The sequence below is a fragment of the Komarekiella delphini-convector SJRDD-AB1 genome (assembly GCF_014831675.1).
GTDB lineage: Bacteria > Cyanobacteriota > Cyanobacteriia > Cyanobacteriales > Nostocaceae > Komarekiella.
In genome coordinates this window covers 80,923-93,118 of sequence record NZ_VJXY01000013.1, presented here as the reverse complement: position 1 = coordinate 93,118, position 12,196 = coordinate 80,923, and the positions used below count along the sequence as shown (strand labels likewise).

The 12,196-nt window shown below is 40.9% G+C and carries 10 protein-coding genes; 6 read left to right on the top strand and 4 right to left on the bottom strand.

Annotated features, from left to right (window positions below; translation table 11 throughout):
- Positions 1-13: 13 nt before the first annotated feature.
- The 4 genes from FNW02_RS13890 to FNW02_RS13875 all read left to right on the top strand — a co-directional run bounded on the left by FNW02_RS13890 (position 14) and on the right by FNW02_RS13875 (position 4,102).
- Entirely contained in the window at positions 14-169 is a 156-nt protein-coding gene (locus tag FNW02_RS13890) for a hypothetical protein (protein ID WP_191758126.1), read from the top strand.
- A 183-nt stretch (positions 170-352) separates the two neighbouring features.
- Positions 353-2,458 carry a thioredoxin domain-containing protein gene (locus tag FNW02_RS13885; protein WP_191758125.1) on the top strand — a complete coding sequence of 702 codons (2,106 nt, stop codon included), beginning with the start codon at positions 353-355 and terminating at the stop codon, positions 2,456-2,458.
- A gap of 24 nt (positions 2,459-2,482) precedes the next feature.
- Entirely contained in the window at positions 2,483-3,133 is a 651-nt protein-coding gene (locus FNW02_RS13880) for a molybdenum cofactor guanylyltransferase (protein WP_191758124.1), read from the top strand.
- 36 nt (positions 3,134-3,169) lie between these two features.
- Positions 3,170-4,102, top strand: a complete 933-nt coding sequence (locus FNW02_RS13875) for an ABC transporter substrate-binding protein (protein WP_191758123.1) — start codon at positions 3,170-3,172, stop codon at positions 4,100-4,102.
- A gap of 272 nt (positions 4,103-4,374) precedes the next feature.
- Here FNW02_RS13875 and FNW02_RS13870 read toward each other — a convergent pair whose 3' ends face one another.
- The 3 genes from FNW02_RS13870 to FNW02_RS13860 all read right to left on the bottom strand — a co-directional run bounded on the left by FNW02_RS13870 (position 4,375) and on the right by FNW02_RS13860 (position 7,201).
- On the bottom strand, positions 4,375-5,343 hold the full coding sequence (locus tag FNW02_RS13870) for an FTR1 family iron permease (protein WP_191758122.1): 969 nt from the start codon (positions 5,341-5,343) through the stop codon (positions 4,375-4,377).
- A 210-nt stretch (positions 5,344-5,553) separates the two neighbouring features.
- Positions 5,554-5,988 (bottom strand): ferritin-like domain-containing protein, encoded by a 435-nt coding sequence (locus FNW02_RS13865; protein WP_191758121.1) that lies wholly within the window; start codon positions 5,986-5,988, stop codon positions 5,554-5,556.
- A 178-nt stretch (positions 5,989-6,166) separates the two neighbouring features.
- Positions 6,167-7,201 carry a ComEA family DNA-binding protein gene (locus FNW02_RS13860; protein ID WP_191758120.1) on the bottom strand — a complete coding sequence of 345 codons (1,035 nt, stop codon included), beginning with the start codon at positions 7,199-7,201 and terminating at the stop codon, positions 6,167-6,169.
- Between the two features lie 394 nt (positions 7,202-7,595).
- Here FNW02_RS13860 and FNW02_RS13855 point away from each other — a divergent pair, with 394 nt between their 5' ends.
- Both FNW02_RS13855 and FNW02_RS13850 read left to right on the top strand, forming a co-directional pair.
- Positions 7,596-8,933: an AAA-like domain-containing protein gene (locus FNW02_RS13855; protein ID WP_225225635.1), complete on the top strand. Its 1,338-nt coding sequence runs from the start codon at positions 7,596-7,598 to the stop codon at positions 8,931-8,933.
- A 463-nt stretch (positions 8,934-9,396) separates the two neighbouring features.
- Positions 9,397-10,959, top strand: a complete 1,563-nt coding sequence (locus tag FNW02_RS13850; protein WP_191758119.1) for an AAA-like domain-containing protein — start codon at positions 9,397-9,399, stop codon at positions 10,957-10,959.
- On the opposite strand, the gene FNW02_RS13845 is transcribed toward FNW02_RS13850, so the two are convergent.
- Positions 10,956-11,972, bottom strand: coding sequence for a multicopper oxidase domain-containing protein (locus FNW02_RS13845; protein WP_191758118.1), 1,017 nt, complete (start codon positions 11,970-11,972; stop codon positions 10,956-10,958). The genes FNW02_RS13850 and FNW02_RS13845 overlap by 4 nt on opposite strands.
- Positions 11,973-12,196: the final 224 nt, after the last annotated feature.

Here is a 12,196-nt window from a genome sequence, read left to right as displayed (position 1 = left end):
GAGGAGACGTGCCATGCGGGAAAAATTTCTACAAGCCGCTATCATCACCTTCTTACTCCACCTGATAGCAGGACTTAGCCCAAATACTAGAATTCAAACAAAGGCAGCATCACCTGTGCCGGAAGTGTCAACACCTATCGTTAGCTTGCTGTTGCGCCCTTTCCAGTAAAAATATTTTACAAATTGCACAGATTTAACTAATAATGCTAACCATTTTGTACCTTTGTGGCAGCCTACGACTCAAGAGCTAAATCACTCTTCGGGTTTGTTGGCTATCTATACAGGCATATAGGCTAACACTCCTGAGAACAAGGTAGACTGAGCAAAGAAGGCAACTACTTTGCATTTGATCATGACTAATCGCCTTGCTGAAGCTAAGAGCCTTTACCTACGCAAACACGCCGAAAACCCAATTGATTGGTGGTCTTGGTGTGACGAAGCACTTGCAACTGCAAGAGGGCAAAACAAACCCATTTTTCTCTCCATTGGCTACTCTAGTTGCCACTGGTGTACTGTGATGGAAAATGAGGCTTTTTCCGATCAAGCTATTGCCGAGTACATGAATGCCAACTTCCTCCCTATTAAAGTAGACAGGGAAGAAAGACCTGACCTCGATAGCATCTATATGCAGGCTTTGCAGATGATGAGTGGTCAAGGAGGTTGGCCTTTGAATGTGTTTCTTTCCCCAGAAGATTTAGTGCCGTTTTACGCTGGGACTTACTTTCCATTGGAGCCGCGCTATGGTCGTCCTGGCTTTTTGCAAGTGTTGCAAGCACTCCGCCGTTACTACGACACGGAAAAAGAGGACTTACAGCAACGCAAAGCCTTAATTATTGAGTCGCTGCTGACGTCTGCGGTTTTACAAGACGGCGCTACAACAGAGCTAGAAGACGATGAATTACTCTGGAAAGGTTGGGAAACTAGCACAAGCATAATTATTCCTAGGCAAGACGGCAATAGCTTCCCGATGATTCCTTATGCAGAATTAGTGTTGCGGGGAACTCGGTTTTTGTTCCCCGGTTCGGTGTGGGAACAGAAATCCCGGCATGATGGCAAGCATGTTTGTACCCAGCGAGGACTAGACTTAGCACTGGGCGGAATTTATGACCATGTGGGCGGTGGCTTTCATCGCTACACTGTTGACCCTACGTGGACTGTGCCTCACTTTGAAAAAATGCTCTACGACAATGGGCAGATTGTGGAGTATCTGGCAAATTTGTGGAGTGCAGAAATACAAGAACCAGCTTTTGAACGAGCGGTTGCTGGTACTGTGCAATGGCTAAAGCGGGAAATGACCGCGCCTGAAGGTTACTTTTATGCAGCTCAAGATGCTGACAGCTTCATTAACCCCACCGCAGTAGAACCAGAGGAAGGAGCCTTTTACGTCTGGAGTTACAGCGAACTAGAACAACTGTTAACATCTGATGAACTAACGGAATTACAACAGCAGTTTACAGTGCTCCCTAATGGCAACTTTGAAGGACAGAATGTTTTGCAAAGGCGTTATCAAGGGCAACTGAGTGCAACGCTAGAAACTTCACTGAGCAAGCTGTTTACTGCCCGGTATGGTGTTGTACCTGATTCACCAGAGACTTTTCCCCCTGCACGCAACAATCAAGAGGCAAAAACTCACAATTGGCCAGGTCGCATTCCCTCAGTGACAGATACAAAGATGATTGTCGCTTGGAATAGCTTGATGATTTCTGGATTGGCAAGAGCTGCTGGGGTATTCAAAAAACCATTTTACTTAGAATTAGCAACGCAGGCAGCAAATTTTATCCTGAATCATCAGTTTGTAGATGGGCGTTTTCATCGACTCAATTATCAAGGAGAGCCATCCGTTTTAGCGCAATCTGAAGATTACGCTTTGTTTATCAAAGCATTGCTGGATTTACATCAGGTTTCATTAATACGAGATGAGAATCAATTGAGCCATCAGGACTCTTTTTGGTTAGAAAAGGCGATCGCTATTCAAGATGAATTCGACGAGTTTCTTTGGAGTGTCGAATTAGGTGGGTATAATAACACATCAAGCGATTCCAGTCAAGATTTAATTGTGCGTGAGCGGAGCTATGCAGATAATGCTACACCATCAGCTAATGGAGTAGCGATCGCAAACCTTGTGCGTCTCGCCCTACTCACAGATAATTTAGATTATTTGGATTTAGCAGAGCAAGGCTTGAATGCTTTTAGGAGTGTGATGCATCGTGCTCCCCAAGCTTGTCCCAGCTTGTTTACAGCCTTGGATTGGTATCGTAACTCTACCTTGATTCGCAGCACAATAGAGCAAATCAACTCTCTTATCCCTAAGTATTTACCAACTGCTGTGTTCAGCCTAATCTCTGATTTACCAGAGGGAAGCGTTGGGTTAGTTTGCCAAGGTTTGAAGTGCCTTGCACCAGCAGAAAGTGTAGAGCAGCTGTGGCAGCAAGTGCAGCAAAGTCAAACTAGAGCGTAACAAGATGGGAGATAAGGGAGACTGATGGACGAATCCGGCAAGTTAACCGCTATTGTGTTAGCAGGCGGTAAGAGTTCTCGGATGGGTCAGGATAAAGCCCTGATTTCCATTCAAGGAGTGCCTTTGTTGCAAATGGTTTGTGGTATTGCTCAAAGCTGTGCCGATACTGTTTATGTAATTACTCCTTGGCCAGAACGCTATCAAGACTTACTTGGTTCTAGTTGCCAATTTATCCAAGAAGTGGCTTTGTCCTCAGCAGATGAAGAGGTGGGAATGCAGAACATCTCCCCCTCTCCCCAAACCCACGGGCCACTAGTTGGGTTTGCTCAAGGACTAGCGCAAGTAAAAACAGATTGGGTGCTACTGTTAGCTTGCGATTTGCCGAGATTGCAGGTTGAGGTTTTGCAAGATTGGGCAACTAGACTTGATAAGGTAGGGAATGAAGCGATCGCAGCTTTGGCTCATCATCCTAAAGGCTGGGAACCTCTGTGTGGTTTTTATCGCCGTCGCTGTTTGCCACAACTCTTAGAGTTTATCAACCAAGGGGGGCGATCGTTTCAGCAGTGGCTTGAGCAACATCCTGTAGAAGTTTTACCCTTACCAGAACCAGAAATGTTATTTAACTGTAATACACCAGAAGACTTGGCATTTGACAATAGCCACAGGCTGAATTGAAGCATTTGAGGCATTACCTTAAGATTTAATTAAATTATGTATCGCCGTTGGATTCTATCAGCTTTAGCAATTTTGTTGAGTGTAGTTTTAATTGCTTGCACTACTGCAACCACTCAACAGCCACAAGCAAAAGTGGCAAATATTACTGAAACGACTAACACGAACTCTCAGCAATTACCAAAAGGCTCGGCAAAAAGAGTTGTTGCTCTTTCCTCACTATCGGCTGATATTATTTTTCAACTTGATAAAACCAAAATTGTAGGAATTACTGGCAGTAGATTATTTAAAAATAACCCACAATTTACAGATATTCCTCGCGTTAGCGAAGGTCAAAGTCCTCCAAATTTAGAAAAAATTGTGGCATTGAAACCAGATTTAGTTATTGGTGCTGAAGGTTTTTCTAACGTACCAATTCAAAAACTTCAGCAGTTAGGAATTCCGACCTTTCTCACCAAGGTGAATAACTGGGAGTCTCTAGAAGAACTTACTAAAACACTGGCTAAGTCAATTGATGCTAATCCTCAGCCTTTATTAAACCGTTATAAAAATTTTTTACCAGACAAACCAACTCAGATTTCTGCTTTAGTCCTGGTTAGTCGTCAACCAATTCTAGCGCCAAATAAAAACAGCTGGGCAGGGGATTTACTTGCAAAATTCCAGGTAAAAAATCTGGCAGCAGAATTACAAGGAAAAAGCCCTATTAGTGGCTATGTGACGCTTTCGGCTGAGAAAGTTCTAGAAGCAAATCCAGAGGTGATAATTTTGGTTAATTCCCCACAAGGAAACTCAGAAGCAGGACTTTTAGATTCCTTGAAGAAAGAAACTTTTTGGCAGCAACTCCAAGCGACTAAAAATAACCGAGTCTATGTTTTTGATTATTTTGGTTTGGTAAATCCTGGTAGTATAGATGCAATTGACAAAGCTTGTCAGCAGCTTAAACAAGCTTTGTCATCAGCCACTAATTTTTGAGCGATGAATCACTCACTACAAACTAGGATTTTATTTGATGTTTAATAATAAGTAGCTAGGCGTAAATAAACTAAAGTTTGTAGTGAGTTAGCGCGGTCTTCTCTACGAGACGCTACGCGAAGGGGGTGGCTCCCCATGAGCGACTAACGAACCCAAAGGGTAAGGACTTTAGTCCTGATAATCCTTGTTTTGAGCGATGAATCTCATTTACGAACTAGGATTTTATTTGATGTTGAATTATACCTACCTACTTAATCTTAATTAGAAGTCATTTAATCCTTTGCAGAACCAATCGGTTTTCTAGCAATAGAAGTATTTTTTCTGCCTTTAGCAGAAGGAGGAGTAAGACTGCGGAAATAAAGCCCTCCGACGGTGAATAAAAACACTACATATCCCACTGCTTGGACGATATATAGATTTTCCCTATAGCCAAACAAAGCTTTGAAAATAATGCCAGGAAACTGTTCGTCAGGTAATATTTTGGCAGTATTCCAAACCATTGGCCCCAAAATGCAAGAGTGAATTTTAGTAAAGCGTTCGTAATAGAAACAAAGGTTTTCTGAAGCGCGACTGCTGAGAGCAACACTAGCAACAGCTTCATCGAACCGTTGCAGTGCTGTAACTACTAAACCAGCGACAATCAACACTAATAAAACGCCCATTGCTTGGAAAAATAGGCGAATATTAATTTTAATACCCCATTTAAATAAAAGCACACCTATTGCTACTGCTACTATAAGACCGCCAAGAGCACCAATAGTGGGCATTAATCCCTGCTGAAAACTACCAGCAATAAACAGAACAGTTTCAAAACCCTCACGTAGAACGGCAACAAAAATTAAACTAAAAATACCCCATCCAGCGTTGGCGTTTTGTGTCAAGGCGCTGCTAACAGCTCCTTCAACTGTAGCTTTCATGAATCTGGCTTGTTTGGTCATCCAGATTAGCATCCAACTGAGCATAATAATTGCCAATACACTGAATACACCTTCCAGTGCTGGCTCAATCACTCCCGCATATTGCGGATAAGCTTTGCCTAGTGCTTGAGTTACCCAACCAAATAGCACACCGATAAATGCACTAACAATAATGCCAACGCCGACACCAGCATATACCCAAGAATTGAGTCGAGATTGTTTAGCTTTTTTCAGCAAAGCTAACACAATGCCAACAACAAGGGCAGCTTCTACTCCTTCCCGGAGTGTAATCACAAAAGTAGGTAAGGCTGTACTAAAATTCATCTTTTGTTATTTGTCCTTTGTCCTCTCTTACCAAAGTTGAGCCAGTTGCTTGGCCGGGTTAAGAGACTTGTGCATTAGCGTAGCGGTAGCGACGCAGGAGCGCCACTGGCGTCTGAATCTAAGGAAGCCTTAGCTCAGACTTTGCGCTTTGTCCTTAGTCATTAGTCATTTGCTAGTTACTAATGACTAATGACCAATGACTAATGACTATTAGCTAAAATCGCGTAACATCTTTTTCAATTCGAGATTATGCATCTCTTCTTGTCCAATCATGCCCCGCGCGAATTCTTCCAGATAAATGCTGGCATTAGTGACAGTTTCAAGCAGGTTTTTATACAGATCCAATGCCTTCTTTTCATGAGATAAGCTTTCTGCCAAGATATCTTTGACTGTGTGCTTATAAGTCTCTTCCATTTGGGCGATTTTCAGTGAGGGATGCCCATCTAAACCTGTAAGAATTTCTCCTACTTGTTGGGCATGAAGTAAAGATTCACTCGCCTGTGCTTTAAAAAAACCTACAATTGGAATGCGGTTGGGACCAGTCACCATCAGAGAATAATGTGTATAGCGCACTACTCCCGCTAGTTCAAATTCCATAATCGCGTTCAGCAGGTCAATGGTTTTTTTCTGGTCAAGCTCTTGCATTAGTTGTTAATTCAATTTACGAATGGAGCGTCATGAGCAATTAAGTTAAGAGTTAGGTGTTATACTCCGCCTAGGTGTTAAGAATCTAGGCACTATTCTCACTTTTAACTCTTAACTATTTCCTCACTTATCACTCATTTTAAACTTCTTATTCTGAGCTTCCCATTAAGTTGGGCTGCTATTGTTGGGCTTGGGTAGTGGAGTCGATCACTTTTTGAGAGTTTTGCTCAATGGTTGTCACTAGCTTGGTAACATCATTAGGAGTCTTGACTGCTTTAGACGGTGGGATGGCAGAAGGCCAAACTTTTATTAGTTCAGCCATACTAGTCTCGATCGCTTTGTGTGCTTCGGGATTTTGTTGAGCTACTTGGCTAGAAACCCCTTTGTATAATTCATCAGCATAGAGGACAAAGCCACGCGAGTCTTGATATTCAATGGGTGCGGCCACTTTACCATCTGCGATCGCTGCGCCATATTCTGAGTTGGCTGCATCTAACAACCCATTAATCGTCTGTAGTACAAATCCCGGTTTCGAGCGTTGCTCTGCTGGTAAAGCTGCGATCGCAGAATCTACTGCTTGCATCGAAGAGGTAAAATCAGCTTTTACTTTGGCATCCTTGGGCTTGGATTTTACTAAATCTTGCAAACTCACCAAAGTTGTTTTAAATTCTTTGACTTTGCGATCATTTAGTTGATCTTCTACATCAACATAAATTTCTTCAACTGGATGCCCAATATGGGGTTCTGCTTGTTTTGGCTGATTCTGATCTAGCAGTTCTTGTGCTACAAAAAGATGCCCTTTCATTAATCCCAATTTAGTCATGTAGTCAACATCTTTTGCTTCACCTGTCAGTACTACTTCCTGAATAGTAACCTGGTCTTTTATTTGGTCGAACTGCTCTTGAGTAATGACTTTTTTCGTAACTAAAGCTTCTGGACTAGCATAGGGACGATTCGCCTGAATCTTGTTTGATAAAGCTGGGATACCTAGTTTGGCTTCAAACTTATCTAATTGTGACAAGATAGCAGTATTAATGTTAATCGCTTTGCCACCATGACCGCTGTGATTCTGACTCACTGCCTCCGTAGCCTGGGGGTTGGCGTTAGCGGCTGGTGCAGATGGATTTTCTGCTGTAGGTGTACTGTTACAACCACTTAGGCTTACTATTGCCGCAGTTGCAACAGTTAAACAGATATAGCGAAATTTTATCATCTTTACTCCGAGATACTTAATTAAAAAGTAGTAATTGAAACATTTAAAACTACTATCAGCAGTTAGGTTTGACCCTGTGTCATAGATTTTACTGTTGCATATAATGAGACTTTTTATCAACTAACTGATCAAAATTTGTTATGATTTAATGATTTTTCAATTGACTACGTTTCGCTCAACATGACACCAAAGCCTTTGCGTAAGTTTTGAAAAGATTTAACTACTGTAGTACTGTGATCGCGTTAAAAATTGTATCGATATAATGTTGACTTTTTCTACTTTCCAGTATTTTTTCGGTTGTATATTATTATTAGGCTAGAGAGCGTAAGTAAATCTACTAGCTATTTAACCCTAAATAACCGTGGAAGAGTTTTTACAAGCTATAGAAAGAATTTTGCAATACAAGCCTCTTGCTAGTATTCAGCAGTTTGTGCTCTATCAATCATGGTTGGGCAAAACTTACGCAGAAATGGCAAGAGCATCAGGCTACGGCAACGACTACATAAAAGAAGTTAGCTCTCAGTTGTGGCAAGACTTTTCTGAAGCAATTGGCGAAAGAGTAACGAAAAAAAATTTGCATATAGTCTTGAGTAAATACCAGCAAGACAAGATAAGTCAGCAGGAGAATAGGCTCCAAAAAAAGTTCGAGGGAGAATCTAGATTACAAAAGGTTTTTCCAAGCTTATTTTCAATGGACAAGATGGAGTTTCCTAGCGGCCCTGTACCGCTGGGTTCTCCTCTGTATATGAATCGCCCTCCACTGGAAGAACTTGTTTGTAACGAGATTCTACACCCTGGTTGCTTGATCCGAATCAAAGCACCCAGGAAGATGGGGAAAAGTTCGCTGCTTAATCGGATGATTACTCATGCTAGAGAGCAGAATTATCAAATTGTTTATTTTGACTTTCAGGAAGCTGACGAAGACGTTTTCGCTTCGCTTGATAAATTTTTGCGTTGGTTCTGCACCAATGTTAGTAGACAGTTGAACCTCCTTCCCTGTCTGGATGATTTTTGGGATACAGAAATAGGCAGTAAGGTAAGCTGCAAAATCTATTTCGAGGCCTATCTGCTGCAATCCATTGATAATAGTGCTGTAGTTTTGGCTTTGAATGAAGTTCATCGTATTTTTGAACATCCCAATATTGCTCAAGACTTCTTGCCTATGCTGCGATTTTGGCACGAACAAGCAAAGCAGGATGAGACTTGGCAAAAACTGCGGTTAGTCGTGGTTCACACAACAGAAATTTATGTTCCGCTCAAACTCAATCAATCACCTTTTAATGTAGGAATACCCGTCACATTACCGCCTTTTACCCTTGAGCAAATACAAAATTTAGCACAGGGTTATGGACTAGATTGGGCAAAAAACAAAGAAGGAGCAAAACGCCTTGTACCTCTGCAAGCAATGATTGGAGGACATCCTTATCTAGTGAACCTTGCATTTTATTATCTGTCTCAGGGAGAAATGACGCTAGAGGTATTATTAGAAACTGTATCCACACCAACCGGAATTTACAATCAGCATCTCTTAGAACTGTTGAACTTACTCCAAGAAGAACCAAAATTAATGTCTACTATGCAACAGGTAATTGCAACTGATGAAATTATAGAGCTAAATGCGATCGCTGCTTATAAGCTAGAAAGCATGGGTTTGGTTCAACTCAATGGCAATCGAGCACGCGCCAGTTGTGAGTTATATCGCCTTTATTTTAGCCAGCAGATAGGATTATAAAACTTGCCAAAAAATAAACCTCTTGCAAAAGTCGATGTTATCCAAATAAAACTACAGACGAATTATCTGTATTTTTCTGAAGATTTGATTACTCAAAGTTAGCGCTCATACTTTTCGCTGTGTTTATGTGTGCTTTGTTTTTGAATTATTCGCATTTTTGCAAGAAGTTTAATCTTGATTAATTCTGTTGACCAAATACTATTTAAATTGGAGGTTAGAGGTTGCAATTTATTTAATTAAAATCAGTTATTAGCAAACAGGATTAAATATTTATAGCGATTCTCGGTTGAGTGAGAGAAACAGAAGAAGTAATTAACCACAAATAAACACCGATAAACACCGATAAATTTGTACTTCAGCCGACTAGAAAACGCTATACATAATGATTGTTTCTAGTGTTTTCGTAACCTGTCTCAATCAAATTTGTATTTATACAAAGCACAAATTATCAATTTAAAGCAAAATGAAGAATTATCGATATCAAGTTGGTGGCACGCTCACTAGTGATGCTCCTAGCTATGTTGAGCGACGTGCAGATGTAGAACTCTACGAAGCTTTAAAGCAAGGCGAATTTTGCTATATCCTCAGCTGTAGGCAGATGGGCAAATCCTCTTTGATGGTAAAAACAAAGCATCGCTTGCAACAAGAAGGCTTTAAATGTGCCATAGTTGATATGACCAATATTGGTTGTGAAAATATAACTCCAGAGCAATGGTATAAGGGAGTTTTAGGCGATTTATGGTTGAGTTTTAAACTGCTAGGAAAAGTTAATTTAAAATCTTGGTGGCAGGAACAAAATGATGTTTCTTTAGTTCAGAAAGTTAGTCGATTTATTTCAGAAATACTTTTAGCTCAGTTTCCCAACGAAAGACTATTCATTTTTATTGATGAAATCGATAGTATTCTTAGCCTTGATTTTTCTATCGATGACTTCTTTAGCTTGATTAGGTTCTGTTATAACCAAAGAGCGATCGCCCCAGAATATTGTCGAATTACATTTATAATTTTAGGTGTTGCTACACCATCAGACTTAATTTTATATCAAAATCATACTACCCCGTTTAATATTGGTAAAGCTATAGAAGTAGATGGTTTCACGTTTGAAGAAGCTCAACCACTAGCCAAGGGATTAGGGGTGATTGCCGTTGATCCCCAAAAAGTTTTGAAAGAAATATTGGCTTGGACAGAAGGACAACCATTTCTTACTCAAAAGCTGTGTCGGTTGCTTGTCAGTTTATCTGAAGCTGATGCGAGTAGAAAGCTAAAAATTCCCCCTGGCACGGAAGCATTTTGGATAGAAAATGTGGTGCGATCGCACATGATAGATAACTGGGAATCACAAGATGAACCAGAGCATTTGCGGACAATTCGCGATCGCATTCTCAGAAATGAACAATCTACCGCCAGATCACTGGGAATTTATCAGCAAATTCTCCAAGGATTTGAAGTACTAGTAGACGATAGTCGAGAACAGGTAGAACTTTTGCTCTCTGGTTTGGTGATCAAAAAGCAAGGTTGTTTAAAAGTCAAAAACCGAATTTATCAAGAAGTTTTTAATCAAGAATGGGTTGCAAAACAATTAGCTTACTTGCGCCCCTATTACCAAGCTTTCAATACATGGGTAGCTTCAAAGGAGAAAGATGAATCTCGTCTATTGCGTAGACAAGCCTTGATTGATGCCCAAACTTGGGCAAATGGCAAAAGCTTGAGCAATTTAGATTATCGATTTTTAGCTGCTAGTGAAGAATTAGATCGGCGAGAAGTATTGCAAGCATTGGAGTCCGAACGTGCTAAAGAAGTTGAAGCACGACTTGCAGAACAGCAAAAAAGGCTGGCTCAACAGAAAAAATATACAAGAATAGTGGTACTCCTGCTTTTAGGCATGACTATCAAGCTTGTGATTTCTATAGTGTGGGGAGTGTCGCTTTTACAAAAGATTAATATTTTGGAATCGCAAATGAAATGCACTCAGATACAGTATCCGAGCAAGATAACGACTGCAAAGTCTGAGTGGGGTGGATGCTAAGGATTTTTAGAGTCGTTGTTGGCTACTACTTCAAATTGGCCCATGCAACCATTTTCAGCGATCGCATCTTGGTGGGGATGAAACATATACTTACCCGGATAGCGGAAAGCAAATTCTAAGATGTGCCTCTCAGCTATACCCATCGTAATTACATCCGTTTTCTCGCTAGCAGTCATGCTCATGCCATAGCGATAAACATCAAAAAAGTTAGCGTGGAGATGAAACGTCACTGCTGGATCGTATTCAATGATGTTGAGAACATACAGCCGAATCAACTGATCTTGATAAATCCGAACGGGATGATCCATGTAGTAATGCGGCAGACCGTTGAAGGCGTAATAATCATTATGGCTATCGTCATTCACGTCATAACCAGCCATAACTAGTACTATCTCATCAGCTGGGGGACGGGGAGTCGGTGGATCAATAATAAACATGCCGTACAGCCCCTTGGCAATATGACGAGTAACTGGTTCAATATGGCAGTGGTACAAGTGGACGCCGTAAGGTTCAGCATCAAATTCATAAATTGTGGCGTTGTTGTTGCTGACTGGGCGAACACCGTCCATTTCCGCCGGATGAACGCCGTGAAAATGTAAAGAATGAGAATGTCCCGCCCGATTGAGAAACAATATCCGTACGCGATCGCCCTGCTTTGCCCGTAGCGTTGGCCCTGGTATGCGACCGTTTAAATCCCAAATGTTGTAAGATACAGCACTATTGAGTTTAATTATCGAAGTACTAGCAGTTAATTCAAATTCTCGGATGGTGCGCCCATTTTCTTGTTTGAGTGTCCCATAATCAAAATTTCTAAGCATCATCATGGGGCTAGCAACGCCTTCTGATGTGCTTATGTCCATTGGTGGCACTTTGACTATTGACTTACTTTGTGAATTATTTAGCACTTGCCACAGTGCTGCTGCACCAATCATACCAGTGCCCGCTAAGCCCAGCTTCATTAGTTGACGACGGCTCCAAAGTTTTTCTTTACCTAGAGCGAAGTTATTGGGCATAATATTCAATTACGCTGAGCGCAAAAAGTTGCAAAAGTTTTGCAATTACTTCTGTGTATATTATAAGGAACTAAAACTATTGTCAATAATTATTAAATAAATCTGTTACTTAAGAAAGTAAATTCAGTTATCCTCTTAATTTTTAATTTTGAATTGTTTATCAGGGCGTCCGCCGATTTAAACTAAGTCGTTGAAATGTATCTGCAAAGGTATAAAGCGTGTTA

Bases quoted from the DNA above. Each gene is read 5' to 3' on its own strand.
- FNW02_RS13890 (WP_191758126.1), top strand. From the start codon at position 14: ATGCGGGAAAAATTTCTACAAGCCGCTATCATCACCTTCTTACTCCAC.
- FNW02_RS13885 (WP_191758125.1), top strand. From the start codon at position 353: ATGACTAATCGCCTTGCTGAAGCTAAGAGCCTTTACCTACGCAAACAC.
- FNW02_RS13880 (WP_191758124.1), top strand. From the start codon at position 2,483: ATGGACGAATCCGGCAAGTTAACCGCTATTGTGTTAGCAGGCGGTAAG.
- FNW02_RS13875 (WP_191758123.1), top strand. From the start codon at position 3,170: ATGTATCGCCGTTGGATTCTATCAGCTTTAGCAATTTTGTTGAGTGTA.
- FNW02_RS13870 (WP_191758122.1), bottom strand. From the start codon at position 5,343: ATGAATTTTAGTACAGCCTTACCTACTTTTGTGATTACACTCCGGGAA.
- FNW02_RS13865 (WP_191758121.1), bottom strand. From the start codon at position 5,988: ATGCAAGAGCTTGACCAGAAAAAAACCATTGACCTGCTGAACGCGATT.
- FNW02_RS13860 (WP_191758120.1), bottom strand. From the start codon at position 7,201: ATGATAAAATTTCGCTATATCTGTTTAACTGTTGCAACTGCGGCAATA.
- FNW02_RS13850 (WP_191758119.1), top strand. From the start codon at position 9,397: ATGAAGAATTATCGATATCAAGTTGGTGGCACGCTCACTAGTGATGCT.
- FNW02_RS13845 (WP_191758118.1), bottom strand. From the start codon at position 11,972: ATGCCCAATAACTTCGCTCTAGGTAAAGAAAAACTTTGGAGCCGTCGT.